Origin of the sequence: Rhodoglobus aureus (assembly GCF_039527955.1) — a bacterium.
Classification (GTDB): Bacteria; Actinomycetota; Actinomycetes; order Actinomycetales; family Microbacteriaceae; genus Rhodoglobus; species Rhodoglobus aureus.
Map to the genome: position 1 here is coordinate 43,146 of NZ_BAAAKW010000034.1, position 19,317 is coordinate 62,462.

A 19,317-nucleotide genomic window follows, 5' to 3' on the forward strand; every position below is an offset into this window, starting at 1 on the left:
CACGGAAGAGAGCACCTCATGACCGCAGTCACACCGACTACTTCAGACGATGAGCCAATCCTTTCGCTGCGCGGAATCAACAAGTCGTTTGGTGCGATTCAGGCGTTGGCCGATGTTTCGCTCGACATTTATCCCGGCGAGGTTGTGGCGATCGTTGGCGACAACGGTGCTGGCAAGTCAACGCTGGTGAAGATTCTGGCTGGCGTGCATCCGGCTACCTCCGGCACGATCACTCACTACGGCGATGAGGTTAATCTCGCTAACCCGACAGACTCTCGCGATCTCGGCATCGCTACCGTCTTTCAAGATTTGGCGCTGTGCGACAACCTTGATGTGGTCTCCAACTTATTTCTCGGGAGAGAGCTCGGAACGCGCGCCCTCGATGAGGTCGAAATGGAGCAACGCACCTGGGAACTGCTTCGCCAGCTTTCAGCCAAGATCCCGTCGGTGCGCACGCCCGTAGCCGGACTTTCTGGCGGGCAACGACAAACTGTCGCCATTGCGCGTTCGCTCATCGGTAACCCTTCGATTGTTGTGCTCGACGAGCCGACGGCAGCCCTCGGCGTTGCGCAGACGGCTGAAGTGCTGAACCTCATCGAGCACCTCCGCGAGCGCGGGCACGGCATCGTTTTGGTGAGCCACAACATGGCCGACGTGCAGGCAGTCGCCGACCGGGTGGTCGTGTTGCGTCTCGGGCGAAACAATGGTGACTTTGCTGTTGCCGATGTGACCTATGAAGACATCATCGCGGCGATCACCGGGGCAACAGACAATGCGGTGACCCGTCGCGCAACCCTGCAGGGTGCGGTATTCACTCGCGCTCAGGAAGGACTCAGTTCATGAGCACCTCCACACCCCGACCGCCAAACAACAGCACCCCTACGGCCGAACTAGCGCCACCAGCCGGAATCGCAGAGACGCTAGCGGCGTTCCGTGCTCGTGTGAGCGGCGGCGATCTAGGTGCGATTCCCGTGGTTGTCGGGCTTGCGATTATCTGGACCGTCTTTCAGATCCTGAATCCGACGTTCCTCTCGAGCGCCAACCTCGTCAATCTTGCGATGCAGAGTGCAGCTCTCGGCACCATCGCTCTCGGGGTTGTGCTTGTGCTGCTTCTCGCCCAGATTGACCTCTCGGTTGGATCGCTTTCGGGTCTTGCGGCAGCAATTCTGGCGGTAACTTTCACGCAATTGAACTGGCCGCTACCGTTCGCGATCCTCGCCGCTCTGGCCGCTGGTGCACTCTTCGGCTGGTTCTATGGCTTTCTACTCACTCGCTTCGGTGTACCCAGCTTCGTGATCACCCTGGCTGGCCTTCTCGGGGTGCTCGGCCTGCAACTGTGGGTGCTCGGTCGTTTGGGTTCCATCAACATTCCGTTCGACTCCTGGATCGTGCAGTTCGCCCAGCTAATGTTCCTGCCCGCTTGGCTCTCGTACGTGCTCGTCGCGCTCGCAACGCTCGTGTACGTCGGCTCGCACCTCTCCCTCGCCAACCGACGCCTGCGCGCTGGACTGCTGCCGGAGTCGCGCACGGCGATTCTCCTCCGTGGCGGCCTGATGCTCGTTGCCCTGATGCTCGGCGCTTGGTATCTCAACACCGACCGCGGCGTCGGGCTCATGTTCCTGCTGTTTGTGGTGCTCGTCATCGGCGTCGACTTTGCGCTCACGCGCACGCGCTGGGGTCGGTCAATCTATGCGGTCGGCGGCAACGTTGAAGCAGCCCGGCGGGCCGGCATCCGAGTTGATCGGGTCTACATTTCGGTGTTCATGGTCAGTGCGACCCTCGCGACCCTCGGCGGAGTTCTCGCCGCGTCACGTTTGGCAGCGGCCAACCAGAGCAGCGGTGGCGGCGACACCAACCTCACCGCAATAGCCGCAGCCGTCATCGGCGGGGCGAGCCTGTTTGGCGGTCGCGGAAGCGCGTGGTCTGCCCTGCTCGGCATCGTCGTAATTCAGTCGATCTCCAGCGGCCTCACGCTGCTGAGTCTCGACTCGTCGGTTCGCTACATGGTCACCGGGGCTGTGCTGCTGCTCGCCGTGATCATCGACTCGCTCTCACGCCGCTCACGGGCTCTGCACGGCCGCTTCTAGAAGCGGATGCAGAGCCCGCGCGAACGGGTTGCGGAGACTATCCAGCCGCGAGTTCCTTCGCCCGCACCAGTGCAGCAGCGGTCGCTTTGTCGAAGATCGACTTGAGGTCCGCTGCCTGAAGCTGCTCAACAGCGCGCTCGGTGGTGCCCTTGGGGCTCGTAACCTTCTTGCGCAATTCTTCGGGCGAACTATCGGATGCCGCAAGCAGCGCCAACGAACCCTCAAATGTTCCCGCCACCAGGGTCAACGCCTGCTCGGGCGTGAACCCCATGTCAACAGCGGTGCGGGAGAACTCTTCGAGAATCAAGAACACGTAGGCGGGGCCAGACCCCGAGATCGTGCTGAGTGCATCAATCTGCGACTCTGGCGTCTCAACAACGGTGCCGACAGTCTCGAACACGGCCCGGCCGATCGCGAGGTCTTCGTCAGTGGCCCGCGACCCGGCACTAAGCCCGGTCACGGCCTTGCCGACAATAGCGGGAGTGTTGGGCATGGCACGCAACACAACGTTGTCGACGATGGCTTCCATCCGCGCGGTTGTCACACCAGCGGCAACACTGACGACGATGGCGTCAGCTTCGAGGAACGGGGCAAGCTCGGCGAGGGTGTCAGGAATCATGTGGGGTTTGACGCCAAGCATGACGACCTTGGCGCCCTTCACTGCGCGAGCATTTGCGTCTGGGGTGTTCTCCAAAGCAAACGACTCGACGCCCTCAGAACGCACCGCAGCAGCCTTCGCTGCGGTGCGATTCGTAACACGGATGCCCCCGGTTACTGTCACCGAAGGGTCAAGTAAACCCTGCAGGATGGCACCCCCCATTGATCCGGCGCCGACAATTGCAATGCTAGGAAGAGAAGTAGTCACGTGAACATCCTAGGATTGATCACATGAGCGCGTCAGGCGGAAATAAGGCAATCATCGCGGCACTGTTGGCAAACAGCGGTATCGCCGTCACAAAATTTATTGCATTCGTGATCTCAGGCTCGAGCGCAATGCTTGCCGAAAGTGTTCACTCGGTCGCAGACGCCGGCAATCAGGGGCTGCTGCTGCTGGGTGGCAGGCAGGCGAAAAAGCAGGCGGATGCCGAGCATCCATTCGGCTACGGTCGCGAACGCTACGTGTATGCCTTCGTCGTCTCGATCGTCCTGTTCTCGGTCGGTGGCATGTTCTCGCTCTATGAGGGCATCAATAAGCTGCAAGAGCCGCACCCCCTCAAACAAGCGTGGTTGCCAATCACCGTTCTGCTCATTGCAATCGTGCTTGAGTCGTTCTCGCTGCGCACCGCCGTGCGTGAGTCGAATCTGGTTCGCGGCAAGCAAAGCTGGATCGCCTTCATCCGTCACGCCAAAGCTCCTGAACTGCCCGTCGTGCTGCTCGAAGACGTCGCCGCTCTGCTGGGTCTTGTGCTCGCCCTCTTCGGTGTTGGTCTCACGATCGTTACAGGCGACTCGATGTGGGATGCCATCGGCACCATCGCCATCGGAATCCTGCTGGTGCTCGTTGCCATCGTTCTCGGCATCGAAACCAAGAGCCTGCTCGTCGGCGAGGGTGCAACGGTGAAACAGCGCAACCTCATCCGCGACGCCATTAACGCGCACCCCGACGTGCGCTCACTCATCCACATGAAGACGCTCTACCTCGGCCCAGAAGAATTGCTCGTTGGCGCCAAGATCGACTTCGGTGCCCAAACTCGGGTTTCGGATGTCGCAGCCAGCATCGACAGTGTGGAGCGTGCGATTCGTGCGGCCGAGCCCATGGCGCGCGTAATCTACATTGAGCCCGACGTCTACCGCCGCCCCACCGAAGCAGCCCCACCCACTGATGCGATCGTCATCAAAGGCAACGACTAAAGAAAGCACCCGAAACCATGAATGTTGAACCAATTATTCTCACGCTGCTCGTTTTCCACTTCATCGGGCTGGCGTTGATCATCGGATCATTCGCCCTCCAACTGCGCCGCAAGCAGGGTTTCGAGTTCGGCACCATGCTTATCGGTGCAATCACCCAGCTTGTGACCGGTCTTGCCCTGGTCGGCGTGCTTCAGATGGGTGGCGAAGACATCAACAACGCCAAAATCGCTGTGAAACTGATCTTCGCGGTTGTCGTGTTGATTGCTGTGCTCGCTGCTCGCGCACGGCAGCGCAAGGCATTGGCTGCCGGAACAAGCGAAAAGAAGGCCGCGCTGCCCTTCCTGCACCTCGCCGGAATGGGCGCACTGATCAACGTGTTCGTTGCGGTGCTCTGGCACTAAAAACCGCCGGAGGGTTGAGCAAGCTCGCTAGCGGCGGGCCTCAAAAAAATCAGTGAGCAGCGCAGCACACTCTGCCTCTTGGATACCGGCAACAACCTCAACCTTGTGAGGCAAACGCCGGTCACGAAGCAGATCATTCACGCTGCCTGAAGCCCCCGCTTTTTCATCCCACGCACCAAAAACCACGCGAGGGATGCGCGCCTGCAAGATCGCGCCAGCACACATCGTGCACGGCTCAAGCGTGACCACGAGAGTCATCGTGTCGAGCCGCCACGAGCCTGTTGCCGCCGCCGCAGCCCGGATTGCCACAACCTCGGCGTGCGCCGTGGGGTCGCCCGTCAGCTCCCGCTCATTGCGCCCAACGCTGACGAGATTGTCGTGCTCATCGAAGACGAGAGCGGCGACCGGAACGTCAGCAGAATCAGCCGTGAGCTTGGCCTCGGCGATGGCCCGCGTCATCCACTGATCGAACTTTGTCACGATCGGTTCTCCTGTTGGTCCAGACCTCAAGTAGATTTAGCCTATGCGAGTTCACGTTGCCGACCACCCTCTCATCACGCACAAGCTCACCGTGCTGCGAGACAAGAACACTGCAGCCCCCACTTTTCGGGCGCTGACAGAAGAACTTGTTACCCTGCTGGCCTACGAGGCCACCCGCTCAGTGCGCGTCGAGGCGGTCGACATTGAGACCCCCGTGACCAAGACCACCGGTGTTGCGATCAGCTCACCTAAACCCTTGGTGGTTCCCATCTTGCGTGCTGGACTCGGGATGCTCGAAGGCATGGTCAAGCTTGTTCCCACCGCTGAGGTTGGGTTCTTGGGCATGGTGCGCAACGAAGAAACTCTGCAACCAGACACCTATGCCGAGCGCCTGCCCGATGACCTGTCGAACCGCCAATGCTTCGTGCTCGACCCCATGCTTGCCACCGGTGGTTCGCTCATCGCCGCCATTCAGTACCTGCTTGACCGCGGCGCAACGGATGTCACGGCCGTCTGCATCCTCGGTGCCCCTGAGGGCCTTGCCGCTGTAGAGAAGGCGATGGAGGGCCGCGACGTCACCATCGTGCTCGGCGCCCTCGACGAGCGCCTCAACGAGCACGGCTACATCGTGCCGGGGCTTGGCGACGCTGGCGACCGACTTTACGGTCTCGTCTAGCCCCACATTTTTCGCGCGCAACTTGACAGACGCGCGCTGCATGAAACATAGTTGCAACCATGACTGTACAAACTCGCGACCTGACCGCCCTCGTGGCTTCCAGGACCGCCGGCTCGATGCCTACGGGCACAGCGCTGGTGAGCACTGCGCTTGTAAGTGCGTCTTCGTGTTGTCGAATGTGTGCCTAGTCGGCCAACCTGCGCCGGGCATTCTCACCAGAATGGATGCCCCCAGATTTACGTCCTCATAACGGCGTCTATCTAGCTCGACACACTTAATTTTTTCCGAAGGATCACACCCTCATCATCAGAGGCCCTTCACCCCTTATCCAAGGATTTCTGGACCCATGTCTCTCGCAACCATCGAACGTACCCCCCGCACCCCTTTCGCTCCGGCAGCCCCGGCCCGCGAACTGTCGCTGGCCGTGCAGCCCGCACGCGACACTCGCCCAGCAGTAACACCAGCACCGGCGGTTCCTACCGCACCCGCGGCTGAAGCGCCTCGCCTTCGCGCCGTGCCTCAGGGCACCGAAGCTCGTGGCTTCGTGCTCTACGTCGGCATCGATGAGCTCAAGGCCGCAGCCGCTGGCACTGATCTGAGCGCGATCGTCGAACAGCTCAAGCATCTCGCCCAGCAACTTGTTCCCACGGCCGAAACCCACGCGGCTGTCGCCCTCGCACCGGTTGGTGCCGGCGGCCGCGACGTCGACGTAGTGCGTCTCGCGCTGCAGGATCCCTCGGCTCTCGCGAAGCACCGCCAGGGAGAAGAACCAGAAGAAAAGGCTGCAAGCGGAGTGATCGTCGATCTCTCTCGCAAGCGCGTACTCATCGATGACGCGCCAGCAGCACTCACCTACAAAGAGTTCGAGCTGCTGCAGTTTCTCATCCTGCGCGAATCGCAAACCATCGCCCGCGCCCAGCTCATCTCCACCCTGTGGTCTGCCGAAGACGACGCAGCACCCAACGAGCGCACCATCGACGTGCACATCCGCCGCCTGCGCTCCAAGCTCGGCGCGTATGAAGACGTCGTGCGCACCGTTCGTGGCATCGGCTACCGCTACGACCGTCATCCGGATGTCTCGGTACGCTTTGCTTCAACGCCGAGCCCCGACTTCATCTAAGGTACGGGCACGCCGCCTAGATGCCCCGTCCGCACGCCGACATGCCACACTGACCGGGTGAGTAAAACGAGCGCTACCCGGATGCCTGAGTTGATGACCAAGAATCGTGACGTGCTGAATGCGCTCCTCGATTCCACGATCATCGGTCACGTTGCCTATGTTGACGAGGACGGTGCCCCCGGGGTGCTACCGACAGCAGTGGCCCGCTTCGGGGGTTCCCTCATCGTTCACGGGTCAACCGGCTCGCGGTGGATGCGCTTGGTTTCTGGAGCGCCCGCAGCGGTGTCGGTAACTTCGGTTGACGGGATTGTGGTGGCCCGTTCGGCTTTCGAGTCGTCGTTGATCTACCGAAGCGCTGTGCTTTTCGGATCCTTTCGGGTCTTGGAGAGCACCGAGAAAGCCGACGCGCTCGACGCCCTGACGGAGAAGTTGATTCCCGGTCGCCTCAGCGAGGTTCGCCAGAACACGAAGAAGGAACTCGCTGCCACGCTGGTTCTCTCCATGCCCATCGACGAGTGGTCCGCGCGTGTCTCGGACGGGTGGCCTGAAGACGCCACCGACGACATCGCTGGAGACGCCTGGGCTGGCCAAGTGCGCTTCGGCAAGCAACCAGCGACAGTTCTTGATGCGCCCGACCTGAGGCGCGGCATCCCCACTCCGGATTCGGTCAACGCGCTGCGCGGCACCGACTGACCGCCGGTGATACTGGATCGCTGTGCGGGCATCCAATCCGCAAAGAAAAGGGCGCCATCCCCGAAGGAATGGCGCCCGACCAGATCACCCGAATGACCCGGTCTTAGAGGTTAAGCGTTTGTTTCCGCAGTCGGGGCAGCAGCCTCTTTCGCTGCCGCCTTTTCGGCTGCCTTCTCAGCTTCAGCTTTCTCAGCCTCGCTAGCAAGCCACGCATCGCGCTTCGCTCCCGGCAGCCAACCCTTGTTGACAACGCGGATCTGGAAGATGGATGCGACGACCACGAGAACGACCGCAATCAGTACCGTCAAGATCGCTCCGATCGCCGGCACACCACTCAGCAGGCTGACACCGATGAGCGTTCCGAACCAACCGAAGTCGGCATCGCCGAAGGTGCTGTTGGCGAATCCAAGCTCGCCGAGCACGAGTAGCAGAATCGCGGGCAGGATCGTGATGAGCACACCGTTGACGAAACCACCGACGACGGCACCCCTTCGTCCACCGGTTGCGTTGCCGTAGACGCCAGCACCACCACCAGTGAAGAAGTGGGGAACCATGCCGGGCAGGATCAGCGCGAGACCGAAGACTGGGCCGAGCCAGACCGCGAGCAATGCAAGCGAAACGAGTCCACCAAGGAACGATGCGAGGAATCCGATCAGCACCGCGTTAGCGGCGAAGGGGAATACCAGCGGGATGTCGAGGGCCGGCTTGGCACCGGGTACGACCTTTTCGGCGATCCCCTGGAAGGCAGGAACGAGCTCACCGAGGATGGTGCGCACACCGTAAAGGATGATCGCGACACCGACACCGAACTGCAGCGCCTGAGCGAATGCGGCCATGATGTAGGCGCCGACATCCGCGGATCCGAAGATGCCGAGTGCTTCCTGCTGGGGCAATGCGATGAGGCCCCAGATGGCGAAGACCATGTAAATGAGCACCATCGAGATTGCCGTGGCGACCATCGAGTCACGCAAGAACTTAAGGCCCTGGGGGAAGTCGATCTTTTCGGTGGAGTGGCTCTTCTGGCCGGTTGCCTGACCTGCAGCACCGGCGGCGATGTAGCCGAGGGTTCCGAAGTGGCCGATGGCGATGGTGTCGTCCCCGGTGATCTTCTTGGTCCACGGATGCGCGAATGCGGGCATCACGACCATGATCACGCCGAGCAGCAGAGCACCGATCAGTACGACAAGCCAGTTGAGGTCGGGGCCGAAGCCAACCGAAAGCACAACGCTGAGCAGCAGAGCCATGAACACCATGTGGTGGCCGGTGAGGAACACGTACTTGAGCGGCGTGAACCGAGCAAGCGCGAGCATCACGAGGAAGCCGAGGGTGAGAACGTAGGCGCTGGTGGCACCGTACTCAACCGAGGCGAGGGCCGTGATGACCTCGTTGGTGGGGATGACGCCCTGGGCACCGGTGACCAGAAGGATCAGGTTGCCGAGCGGGGTCAGTGAGCCGACGACAACGCCAGCTCCGGCACCCAAGATCAGGAAGCCGAGCGCTGCCTTGAGGCCGCCGCCGATAACGGCTCCGGCTGGTCGCTTGAGAGCGATGAGGCCGACTGCCGTGATGATTCCGACGAGATAGGCCGGGACGTTGAGAATCTGTTGTCCGATGAAATTCAGGACTACAACAAGCCACTCCATTGTGTTCTCCCTTGAGTTGGTTGGTTATGCGAAAAGGTGACGCGTTATTCGGGCAGCGCTGCCTTGAGCTTTGCCGTGATTTCTTCGAGGTCGAAGAAGTTGTCGATGACAATGACGTTTGCGGGAACGTCGCCAATCTCCGGGGCGAGTTCTTCGGAGGTCAACACGATCTGAGCGTCGCGTGCCATACCGCGGGCGACTCCGATATCGGCAGCCTCGACGTCGGCGTCAACTCCGAGCGCGCGAAGAACCTTTTCTGCATTCATTTTCAGGAGAACGGATGTACCGATTCCCATTCCACAAACCGCAACGATTTTCATGTGTTTGCCTTTCGATGTCGCAGTGGGCTACTGCGTGTTCTCTCGAATGAGTGCCCGGAGTTGTTCAGGGGTTGTCGCCTCAAGGAGGCGGTCGATGTCGCCGCTGAGTACGCCGGCAAGATTCGACATGGTGGCGAGGTGAGAGTCGTGGTCGACGGCCGCTAGTCCGACGACGAGTCGAACGGGGTCGTTGGCTGAGTGGCCGAATTCGACGGGGCTGGCCAAGCTGACCCAGCTGATCCCGGTCTTGAGCACGGCGGGCGATGGCCGGGAGTGCGCTAGTGCAATGGACGGCGCAATGACAATGTACGGGCCGAGATTTTCGACCGCGCGAATCATTTCGGCGGTGTATTCGTCGGTTGTCGACCCGGTTGCGGTGAGCGCATCTCCGGCGAGGCGAACGGCGGAACGCCAGTCGCTGGCCTCGGCGCGCAAGATAATCGCGTCATCGCTGAGTTCGTCTGCCAAGGTTTCGCTCATTGAATCCTGCTCTCTCGCCGGTCGCTCGCACCGTCACAAGTTACTGCGCTGGCGCTTGCGAGCCTAGTCCAAAAACGAGACTTATGTCTACGAATAGCCCTAAGTGGCTACTTCTCGCCGTATTTCTCGAGAGATGCGTCATCTTCGCGAGTCAACCGACTGATCCGGTCGGGCTCAAACAACGCGTCTTGAGCAATAAGAGACGCACCAATGATGCCCGCCTGGTGCCCTAGTCGTGCCGGAATCACCACGAGATCACGGCGAGAGAACTCGGTAGCGTCACGCAGCAGGCGCTCGCGAATGGGATCGAGGAACACAGCCCCTGCCTCAGCGATGTTGCCGCCGATCACCACCGCAGACGGATTCAAGAGCGCAACCGGATCGAGCAGAGCCTCAGCGATGTGATTACCGGCATCCGCCAGCACTTTCGCAACACCTTCATGGCCGGTGGCGGCGAGCTCCACAATGTCGGCACTCGTACGCACCGTTGCGCCGAGCGCGTGCAGTTCACGTTCGATCGCACGGCCGCTGGCGACCGTGTCGAGGCATCCGATACGTCCACACAGGCAAACCTCGGTGCCGCCCGAAGGCGAGTGCGCCAGGTCTCCCGCGCCGCCACGGTCGCCGTGGTAAACGCGGCCATCGAACACGAGACCGCAGCCGATTCCCATTCCGACCTTCAACACAATCGCGTCCCGGTATTCGGGCCAGCCCAGACGATGCTCCCCCACCGCGAGAATGTTCACGTCGCGATCGACGGCGAACACCGCTCGGTAGTCGCCGGGAAAGTAATCCTTGACCACAACATCCGCCCACTGAGCGTTTAATTGTGGGGATGCGATTCGGCCGCGGGCAGGGTCAACTGGGCCGGGCACACCTACACCGATGCCCCGAACATCGGAGTGCGATTTGCCGAGATTGGCGAGCAAGTGGTCGAACACTTGGCAGCTCCAGTCGAAGATGTCGTCTGGGCCATGCCCGAGCCCGATGTCTGCTTCGTCTTCGAGGAGGATGTTCGACACGAGGTCGGTGATGGCGAGGCGCGAGTGCGAACCGCCGATATCCATGGCGAGCAACAGACCGGCGTCTTTGTTGACGACAAACTCTTCTGGCGGGCGGCCGCCTCGAGAGTCGGACTGGCCGGCGCTCACGATGATGTTGGCGTTCAGCAGCTCATCGAGCCGGCGGGCGAGAGTGATTCGCGACCAGCCAAGCTGCGAGATGAGATCGGAACGGGTGGTCGCCTGACCGGAACGGATGAGATCGAGCACAACTCCAGAACCCGTTGAGATCACGTGCGCCATAGCTTTGTCCTCCGCATTGTGACCAGCCCTGAGGGGAAGTCTACTTCGTGACTGCGCAGATCTTTCTGCACACGTTGACTTTAGTACACATGTAGACCAAAGTGTCAGGTATGTCAGAAAACGGCCTCCCCTTCTCCGGAAACATCACGCCTGCTGAGGCGGACTCCGTGCGCGCAGCCATCGCCATCCCCGCCCACGTCGTGCAAGCCAAAGGCCACGGTCACGGCGGAACCGCCATGGCGCTTGCCCCCCTCGCCCACGTGCTCTACCAACGGATTCTGCGCCACAACCCCAACAACCCCCACTGGCTCGGCCGTGACCGACTCGTTCTCTCCGCCGGGCACGCCAGTCTGCTGCTGTATGTACAGCTGTTTCTGACGGGCTACGGGCTGGAACTCGACGAATTGGCCAAGAGTCGCACCCTCGATAGCCGCACCCCCGGGCATCCGGAACTCGGCCACACCCCCGGCATCGAAATGAGCACCGGACCGCTCGGGCAGGGCGTCGCGTCTGCGGTGGGAATGGCTCTGGCTGCACGCCACGGGCGAGCACTCTTCGCGCCCAACCTCCCCCGGCTCGACAGCACCACCTGGGTAATCGCCGGCGACGGCTGCATGCAAGAGGGCGTGAGCGGTGAAGCGTCGAGCCTTGCCGGCACCCTCGGTCTCGATAATCTGGTCGTAATTTGGGACGACAACAACGTCACGATCGACTCGACAGGCGAAGCAGCGTTCAGCGAGGATGTGCGCGCTCGTTACGCCGCCTACGGCTGGCGAGTACTAGAGATCGACGATGCAAGCGACCTAGACGAAATCGAACGAGTGCTCACCGAAGCGAAGTCGCGCGATGGTCGGCCCACCTTTGTTGCTCTGCGCAGCGTGATTGGCGCACCATCAGCCGAATTCTCCGGCAAGCCCGCCGCTCACTCCGGCGGATTCGGCGACGATGAACTTGCGGCGATCAAGACCTCACTCGGGTTTGCCCCGGATGCTCCGCTCGAAGCTCTCGTGACCGATGACGCTCTCAGCTTTGCGCGGGGCGCTCTCACCCGTGGTCAGACCCTTGAAGATGAATGGAACGCGGCGCTCGCGACCTGGAAGGCTGCGGAGCCTGAGGCTGCGAGCACGTGGCATGCCTTCCGGAATCCAGATGGCTCGGCAGCCCTTGGCGCGCTCGAATCAATCGAGCTGCCCGCTGTCGGCACTCCGTCAGCAACCCGCAAGCTCAACAGCGTCGCGATCAAGGCGCTGCAGAACGTGTCATCGCTCTGGGGCGGCTCAGCAGACCTCGCCGGGTCGACTGGCGTAGAGGTGCCCGGCTCCGCCGTGACCGCGAGTAACCCTGGTGGCGAATTCATCCGCTTCGGGATTCGGGAGCACGCCATGGCAGCGATACTCAACGGCATCGCCATTCAGGGACCATGGCGACCGTTTGCGTCGACTTACCTGGTGTTCAGCGACTACATGCGGCCGAGCATCCGCCTCGCTGCTCTCATGCAGTTGCCGGTGATCTACGTCTTCACCCACGACAGTGTTGCTGTTGGCGAGGATGGACCGACGCATCAACCGGTCGAACAGATCGCCTCCCTGCGCACGGTGCCGGGCCTCGATGTAGTGCGACCCGCGGATGCCGCCGAGGTTGTGTCGGTGTGGAAGCGACTGATCGCCCAGCCTGCTGGCCCCACGGCGCTGATCTTCTCGCGTCAGCATGTTCCCGTTCTTCACGAGCGTGACGACTTGGATGCCAAGGTCGCCCACGGCGGTTATGTTGCGTGGCAGCACGGTGAGGGTCTCGATCTCGCGCTCATCGCCACCGGCAGTGAGGTATCGCTCGCGCTTGAAGCGGCAGAGGCTCTGGCGGCAGAAGGTGTTTCGGCACGCGTCATTTCGATGCCGGGTGTTGAGTGGTTTGCGGCCAGCGATGCTGCCTACCGGGAAACCGTGCTGCCCGCAGCCATCACCGCCCGCGTTGCCGTTGAGGCCGGGCGGGGCGACGGCTGGTACCGCTGGGTCGGGCTTAACGGCGAAGTCGTGAGCATTGAAGAGTTTGGTGAATCCGGATCGGGTGCCCAGGTGATGGCCCGTCGCGGGATCACCCTGGGTGCCGTGCTGGAAGCTTCGCGGCGCACGCTGGGGCGGTAGTCGGCTAGTCGCCTTGCCCGGCATGCAACAACTGAATCCGACTCGGCAAGGCATAGCCCAATGATTCGGGGTCGGTTCCTGCAGCAGCAATATAGCGATCTGGACGAACCAATACAACAGCAGTAGAGCGCGGACTGCTCTCGCCGTGCTGAAGGTCTGACTCTTCCAACACAACTAGTGGCAACCCCATCCAGCGCGGCGTACCCCCATCACGAGCATCCGGTGTCACTGCGTGGTTGCTGAAGACTACCCAGCTGTAGCCGGTCTTAGGCAGGCGGTCGTAAAGTCGCTCACCGTCGCGAAGTGTTGGATTTGGCAGCCGGTGGCCCGCAACCCACTTGCCGGAGTCATGGATGCGTCGGCGCCGTGAATATGCGAGGTTGAGCATCCCAACGCCCCGTGCCAGTTTCGCCTGCACGAAGGGCCGTGACACGACAATTGGCGCGATCACACTACGGATACGTCGAGCGACGAACCGCGGCGAAGTCATTATCGCGGTCATGCGCGCGACGCCGCCGACCATCGCACCAGCGGTGCCCTGACGCTCACTCTCATACTCCGCCAATAGCTCTTCTGCACGCTCTGGCGTAGCGGCCCGTGATGCAGCGATCCGCCACATCAGATTGTGGGCGTCCTGCACGCCGGTGTTCAGGCCCTGCCCGCCAACGGGGCTGTGAATGTGCGCGGCGTCACCCGCCAAGAAAATCCTGCCAGAACGGAAGCGATCAGCAACACCGTGGCTGAGGTCGAACTGAGATGTCCAACTGACGTCGTGCGCACCGAACGTGATGCCTGCCCGGTCAGCAATAAGGGCGTCGAGCTGGGTGGCATCGACGGAGCCCAATAGGTTCTCGGCGCCGGACGGCACATGGGCGATCATCCTCCATTGGCGAGGCTCAGGCATTGGCACGAGGATGAGCAACCCTTCGGGCGCGAGGAACATGTGCCCTTCATCCTCAATGAGGTCGCTGGTGGTCTTCACATCTGCTAGAAGGAAAGTGGCCCCAGCACCGGTGCGCTTGAGCGCGATGCCCGCCTGCTCGCGAACGGTGCTTCTGCCGCCATCACAGCCGATCACCCACCCTGCTCGGACTACTTCGGCTTGTTCGTCGCCGACAAGTGTGGCCTCAACAAAGTTTCCGCGATCCTCTAGCTGGTGCAGATCGGTAGACCACTCCACCCGACCACCAAGACTGCTCAGGCGGTTCTCTAGAACTCGCTCAGTGTCATGCTGAGGCACAGAAAGCCAGAAGGGAAAAGCGGTGTCTCCCCACGGCTGGGTGAGCAGGTCAACGTGGACGCGCTTTTTCCGGTTATTGAAGTGGAGGTTGAGGGCCGCGAATGGTGTTCCTGCTTCGCGGATGTCGCTGTCTACGCCCATAACGGCGAACACCTCCATCGTGCGAGCGTGCACCACTAGAGCCTTGGAGAACATGCCCCGCTCCGACTTACGTTCCACGATGCGCACGGTCAGCCCGTGACGAAGCGCTTCGATGGCGGCTGTAAGGCCCGTGGGGCCAGCGCCAATAACAAGAACATCGATGTCTGAAGCGTCCACAGTTCTCTCCGTGGGCGACGTCGCGCTGGCGTGGGTCGGGTCTTGGGTCATTCCCTCATGCTACGGAAATGAGACAAGAGTGTCTAGTTTTGTGTGCTGTGCGTTCCCTGAATGCCCAGGGAGAGAGTGCCGAACACGAGCTCGACGACTTCTTCCTCAGAGAGACTCGCGTCCATACGCACCGCCGCCGCGAGCAGTGCCATCAAAGCCGCAACAACCCACCGCACCGAAATTTCAGCCTTGACCTCACCGGCGCGTTGCCCCCGCTGAACGATCACCGCAACCGGCATGAACGCTTCTTCGCGTCGCCGCAAGAACTCGGGATCCTGAGCCGCGCCCTCAAGAAGTAACGGCCGAAACCGGGCACCCAACGAGACGATTCCCGCAACGACTCTCCGGAGCGCTTCCAATGCCGTTCCGTCACCGACCTGCGCCCCAGCAACGACCTCTTTCGCGCACTCCACCGCGTCATCGCGCAGCGCATCAAGCAAGCTCTCGCGACTGCTGAAGTGGCGATACAGAGTCGCTCTTGCCAGTCCGGCACGGCGCGCAACATCGCCCAGAGTCGCGTCAGGGTCGTGCGCGAGAGCACCGGCAGCAGCATCGAGAAGGATGCGGCGATTGCGTTCAACATCCACGCGAGCCACCGGAACGGCATTCATCATAGACCTACCTTCTTGGGCTTACTAGCGCGAGAACGTCACCGTCACTCGGCAGAATTCTAGCGCGGCGCCGCCACCCAAACCATTGATTGTTGGTGCACGCAGCCAGCCGGAAGCTAGTCCGTGACCCGGAACAGCCCGAACGCTCCACGCTCGGAATCCGACATCGTGTGGGTGATGAACGGGTAGTTCCCGGCCTCGGGGAACGCCAGCTCAACAAAGCCGCCCTGGGCCGGTTGCAGACCGAGTGCTTGGGATCCGCCAGTACCGGTACTGCCGCCATCTTTCAGGCGGTAGTCACCCTCCGAATAGACGGTATCGAACTGCCCGCCAACGATGTGGAACGAGCTCGGCAGGTTGGGGCCGGCATCCAGTGCCCACACTCGAACTCGCTCACCGACCTTCACCTCTAGCGGGTCATGCCGATACTGGTTTGCGTAGCCGTTGAAGACGACCAGGTCGGGTATTTGTGCCTGCACCTTCGCGGCATCCGCCGTGCCACCCTGCGGCCCCAAATAGAGCTCGGACTGCACGACGATAAACTCGCGATCCACCGGCGCGAGCCCTGGCGGGTCGATGATGACGGCCCCGAACATGCCGTTAGCGATATGCACAGACCTGGGTGCGGTCGAGCAGTGATAGAGCCAAATACCGGACCGATCCGCGGTGAAGCTGAAGCTGAGACTCTCGCCGGGATCGATCGTGCGCATCGGCTGATCCGGAGCAAGTGAGCCAGCGTGAAAGTCGATCGAGTGACCGATGTCGGCATCATTCACCAGAGTTATGTTGAACCTATCGCCGACGTTGCCTCGCAGGGTAGGGCCCGGTGCGGTTCCGTTGAAGGTCCACAGTGTCTGCGTGACTCCGGGCGATACCTCCACCTCAACATCCTGCGCCGACAGCGTCACATTGTGAACGGTCGCGGATGACGCCGGCGGCAGGGTCGCATCCCGCGCAGTGAAACCGGCTGCAGGTTTCGCCATCAGGTCAAGGTCTTCCGCCGCCGACGGGGCGTCGGAATCACCGTGCCCATGATCATCCGGCATCTCAGCATCGCCTGCCGCGTCGTCGGCCACACCGCCGGTAACGACAATGGTCAGCACCATGCCCATCTGTCGGTGCCCGGCGATGGAACACCAGCCATCCAGGTCCGCCGCAATCACACCAGCGTCGACTGTCACCGCTTTCCCGGACGAAACCCGGCCCGAGGTGACACCGTTCTCGAGCACGAGATCATGGGTCACGGTGTCGACGTTGGAGAGTTCGATCACGAGGCGATCCCCTGCGGGAACTTCGATGGTGTCCGGGGTGAAGCGCATGTTGTTCATTGACATTTCGACGGTCGTTGTGTTGCCCGTCGGCTCAATCGTGGGAGCGCTGGCCTCCATAGATAGGCCCGCGGATGCTGGATCCAGGGCGATGCCAAACGTGGTCGCCACGAGGAGGGTTCCCACCGCCAACAGCGCCGCCCCGCTGTGCCGCTTCGGCCCGGCAGCTGGGCGCGCGGCACTCTCCGAACTCGCAGTAGCCGACGCACCAGTAGGTCCGCCACGAACGTTCTTCCCGACGCGCACCGCACGGATCGCCAACACCAGGAACGACAACAGCGTGGCGAAGACAACAAACGAGACAACCACGGCGACCAAGCTCGGCACCGGGAGCAGGTAGAGGACTATGCCCGCGTTGATGACGAGAAATCGAAAAAATGCGCCCCGATCGAGTTCTGCCGCCGCCGCTCGAGCCGCAGAAGGGCCACCGCCGAGAACCACGGGGAGCAGGTAGCTGAGCGCACCGAGCACGATCTGGGCGGCGAAGCCGACCGCAAATGGTGCCACCAACCAGTCGAGCCCCTCCCCCGCGGCTTCCCAGCTGGGGGCAAGAACAACGATCGCTCCAAGGGCGACAGTGCACACCAGCAGCCAGCCGACCGCAGCCGCAATGCTCCAGGCGGCATACGTGGTTGGCGGAGATGCCCGCCACGCGCGAACGCCCTCCACCACGATCATGCCGAAGCCAACCAAGTAGATGACCACCGCGGCTGCGACGACTAGCGGGATCCCGACAACGCTGCCGATGACAAAAACGCCCACCCCCGAAACGAGGAGCACAAGCGCGCGTCGTGCCGAAGCATCCGTCGTCTCGCTCACTCTGGTGTGCAGCACTGTCGGCCACAGCAGGATGACGGTGCCGATGACGGTAAGCCCGACCCAGCCGAGAAGGTTCGCCCCGAGGTGGCCGACCACGAATCTGTCGTGGAGGTCTGGCGGGAGGGATGCGCGGGCTAGTAAGACGCCGAGCGTCACACCCACGGCCAAGCTGATGCCGGCGAAAACGTAGTACCGCACGAGCGGTGCGAAGCGTGCCGGGAGTCCCCCTCGGCCCTGGATGATCAGACTGGTCGCGTGCGCCAGAGCGTTGAGACCGACCAGAATTCCGCCGATCAGAACAAGCAGCCAGACATCCGCGACCATACCGGAGACAACAAGGACCGCGCCGACCGTGTGCGTGGCCAACCGCACCCCATGAAAACCTCGCCCGCCCCGCGCGGTTCGCCGAAGGAGGGTGTCGGCAAAGTGTTGGCTCCAGACCAGAATTGCCGTGCTGACCGCACCGAGCAGCAGCAGATGCACCATCAACCAGCCGCCGAGCGGCACGAAGCGGTGGATGAGGACCACCACGGCGGAAGCCACCAGCCACAAACCGATCAACGAATTCATGACCAGATACCAGTTGCGACGCTTCACGCGACCACCTCACGCTTGGCTGTGTGCGGCGCACCGGCAATCGCCGATGCCACTGCGAGCACCACGAACGCCAACACCGCAACCACATTGAGGGCGCCACCCCATTGCACCGCTTCGTCGATACCCCGGCTGTCACCGATGAGCACTCGCACAGCGAGCGAGGCATGGAGCAGTACAACGGGAAGGTAGAGGAACCACCGATACGGCAGCGGACGACGGATGACCGCGGGCAGAATCACCGGCGCATGAGCCATGATCATCGACATCACAAAACCAAGGAAGACGGCGTGCAGCACCGCATCGTAGGCGGGGCCCGAGATCACCGGCCCGACGACCAACCAGATTGCCCCAGCGACCACCAGCCAGGCGTAGCCGAGGAGCAAACAGATAGCCATGTACCGGGCAAGGCCCGTGGAGCGAGCCAACCGGGTGGCAACGTCAAATATAAACAGCCAGAGCACAATCGCGAGCATTGCGATACCGAACAATGGGTAGCCGACGACGGGCCAGAGCGGGGCCGCGAGCGCCGTCAGCGCCAAGGCCATGCTGCCGACGAACGCCAAGCACTCCACTCTGGCGTTAACGGTGGGTGAAATGCGCGCCAGCTCCAGTCGTTCGCCAAAGATCGTCAGCACCAAGAACGCGACCATCAACGGTGCAATGAGGGGGATGATGACGCCGGCCAGCCACAGGATCGCGGATGCCAGCCCCGACAACGCACCCAGCACCTGAATGGCGGTGGCTATGCTCGCTTGCCGCGCCCACACCACCCCGTAGATGGCGAGCAGCACGACAAAACCGAGCACAAAGCTCAGCTGCCCAACGGCGAACGGAAGTGTCGAGAGCAGGGCAAAACCACCGAGCCCAAATGCCAGCGGTGAGATGAACCCCCACCAGCGTCGGGCTGCGACGGCCCTCTCCAGCACCACCAGAGTTCCGATGAAAGCGAAGACCATGAGGGGCGCGTGGATGAGCGGAAGCCGTTCGGTGGTCACCGGCGCAGGCAGCCCCAAGAGGAGAAGGGCAGCATCCAAACCACCAAGAAGGGCAATCCCACCCGGGATCACGAACGCGAGCCGTCGGATGAGGAGGGTTCGGTCAGGCGCTGTTGTACTGCCTGTGCGACCAGTCGGCCGCAGAACCGAGCTCATGCCCTC

The 19,317-nt window shown here is 62.0% G+C and carries 18 protein-coding genes; 8 read left to right on the top strand and 10 right to left on the bottom strand.

Going from position 1 to position 19,317, the window contains the following annotated elements; genetic code table 11:
- Positions 1-18 precede the first annotated feature (18 nt).
- Both ABD112_RS10615 and ABD112_RS10620 read left to right on the top strand, forming a co-directional pair.
- Positions 19-843, top strand: coding sequence for an ATP-binding cassette domain-containing protein (locus ABD112_RS10615; protein WP_343925699.1), 825 nt, complete (start codon positions 19-21; stop codon positions 841-843).
- The gene (locus ABD112_RS10620; RefSeq protein WP_343925701.1) at positions 840-2,087 is read left to right on the top strand and encodes a sugar ABC transporter permease; all 1,248 of its coding nucleotides are present in this window, start codon (positions 840-842) and stop codon (positions 2,085-2,087) included. The genes ABD112_RS10615 and ABD112_RS10620 overlap by 4 nt, the downstream gene beginning before the upstream one ends.
- Before the next feature lie 37 nt (positions 2,088-2,124).
- Here the strand turns inward: ABD112_RS10620 and proC are convergent, their stop codons facing one another.
- Complete coding sequence (proC, locus tag ABD112_RS10625; protein WP_343925703.1) at positions 2,125-2,952, bottom strand: pyrroline-5-carboxylate reductase; 828 nt, start codon at positions 2,950-2,952, stop codon at positions 2,125-2,127.
- A 23-nt stretch (positions 2,953-2,975) separates the two neighbouring features.
- On the opposite strand from proC, the gene ABD112_RS10630 reads away from it, so the two are divergent.
- Complete coding sequence (locus ABD112_RS10630; RefSeq protein ID WP_343925705.1) at positions 2,976-3,938, top strand: cation diffusion facilitator family transporter; 963 nt, start codon at positions 2,976-2,978, stop codon at positions 3,936-3,938.
- 17 nt (positions 3,939-3,955) lie between these two features.
- The gene (locus ABD112_RS10635) at positions 3,956-4,339 is read left to right on the top strand and encodes a hypothetical protein (RefSeq protein ID WP_343925707.1); all 384 of its coding nucleotides are present in this window, start codon (positions 3,956-3,958) and stop codon (positions 4,337-4,339) included.
- Between the two features lie 27 nt (positions 4,340-4,366).
- On the opposite strand, the gene ABD112_RS10640 is transcribed toward ABD112_RS10635, so the two are convergent.
- Positions 4,367-4,798 carry a nucleoside deaminase gene (locus ABD112_RS10640; protein ID WP_343925845.1) on the bottom strand — a complete coding sequence of 144 codons (432 nt, stop codon included), beginning with the start codon at positions 4,796-4,798 and terminating at the stop codon, positions 4,367-4,369.
- A 64-nt stretch (positions 4,799-4,862) separates the two neighbouring features.
- Between ABD112_RS10640 and upp the strand changes: the two genes are divergently transcribed.
- From upp to ABD112_RS10655, 3 genes are all read left to right on the top strand, one after another.
- Positions 4,863-5,495, top strand: coding sequence for a uracil phosphoribosyltransferase (gene upp, locus ABD112_RS10645; protein WP_009773869.1), 633 nt, complete (start codon positions 4,863-4,865; stop codon positions 5,493-5,495).
- 346 nt (positions 5,496-5,841) lie between these two features.
- Positions 5,842-6,615 carry a winged helix-turn-helix domain-containing protein gene (locus ABD112_RS10650; RefSeq protein ID WP_343925710.1) on the top strand — a complete coding sequence of 258 codons (774 nt, stop codon included), beginning with the start codon at positions 5,842-5,844 and terminating at the stop codon, positions 6,613-6,615.
- Between the two features lie 57 nt (positions 6,616-6,672).
- Entirely contained in the window at positions 6,673-7,308 is a 636-nt protein-coding gene (locus tag ABD112_RS10655; RefSeq protein WP_343925712.1) for a pyridoxamine 5'-phosphate oxidase family protein, read from the top strand.
- A gap of 110 nt (positions 7,309-7,418) precedes the next feature.
- On the opposite strand, the gene ulaA is transcribed toward ABD112_RS10655, so the two are convergent.
- The 4 genes from ulaA to ABD112_RS10675 form a co-directional block, all read right to left on the bottom strand.
- Positions 7,419-8,951: a PTS ascorbate transporter subunit IIC gene (ulaA, locus tag ABD112_RS10660; protein WP_343925713.1), complete on the bottom strand. Its 1,533-nt coding sequence runs from the start codon at positions 8,949-8,951 to the stop codon at positions 7,419-7,421.
- A gap of 44 nt (positions 8,952-8,995) precedes the next feature.
- Complete coding sequence (locus ABD112_RS10665; RefSeq protein WP_343925714.1) at positions 8,996-9,271, bottom strand: PTS sugar transporter subunit IIB; 276 nt, start codon at positions 9,269-9,271, stop codon at positions 8,996-8,998.
- Positions 9,272-9,298: 27 nt separating this feature from the next.
- Positions 9,299-9,751, bottom strand: coding sequence for a PTS sugar transporter subunit IIA (locus ABD112_RS10670; RefSeq protein ID WP_343925716.1), 453 nt, complete (start codon positions 9,749-9,751; stop codon positions 9,299-9,301).
- Positions 9,752-9,858: 107 nt separating this feature from the next.
- Complete coding sequence (locus tag ABD112_RS10675) at positions 9,859-11,055, bottom strand: ROK family protein (RefSeq protein ID WP_343925717.1); 1,197 nt, start codon at positions 11,053-11,055, stop codon at positions 9,859-9,861.
- Positions 11,056-11,165: 110 nt separating this feature from the next.
- Between ABD112_RS10675 and ABD112_RS10680 the strand changes: the two genes are divergently transcribed.
- On the top strand, positions 11,166-13,196 hold the full coding sequence (locus ABD112_RS10680; protein WP_343925718.1) for a transketolase family protein: 2,031 nt from the start codon (positions 11,166-11,168) through the stop codon (positions 13,194-13,196).
- A gap of 4 nt (positions 13,197-13,200) precedes the next feature.
- Here ABD112_RS10680 and ABD112_RS10685 read toward each other — a convergent pair whose 3' ends face one another.
- The 4 genes from ABD112_RS10685 to ABD112_RS10700 form a co-directional block, all read right to left on the bottom strand.
- Positions 13,201-14,754 (bottom strand): FAD-dependent monooxygenase, encoded by a 1,554-nt coding sequence (locus ABD112_RS10685; protein ID WP_343925720.1) that lies wholly within the window; start codon positions 14,752-14,754, stop codon positions 13,201-13,203.
- Positions 14,755-14,837: 83 nt separating this feature from the next.
- Positions 14,838-15,419 carry a TetR/AcrR family transcriptional regulator gene (locus ABD112_RS10690; protein ID WP_343925722.1) on the bottom strand — a complete coding sequence of 194 codons (582 nt, stop codon included), beginning with the start codon at positions 15,417-15,419 and terminating at the stop codon, positions 14,838-14,840.
- Positions 15,420-15,532: 113 nt separating this feature from the next.
- Positions 15,533-18,160 (bottom strand): multicopper oxidase domain-containing protein, encoded by a 2,628-nt coding sequence (locus ABD112_RS10695; protein WP_343925724.1) that lies wholly within the window; start codon positions 18,158-18,160, stop codon positions 15,533-15,535.
- On the bottom strand, positions 18,157-19,311 hold the full coding sequence (locus tag ABD112_RS10700) for a hypothetical protein (protein WP_343925726.1): 1,155 nt from the start codon (positions 19,309-19,311) through the stop codon (positions 18,157-18,159). The genes ABD112_RS10695 and ABD112_RS10700 overlap by 4 nt, the downstream gene beginning before the upstream one ends.
- Between the last annotated feature and the right edge of the window lie 6 nt (positions 19,312-19,317).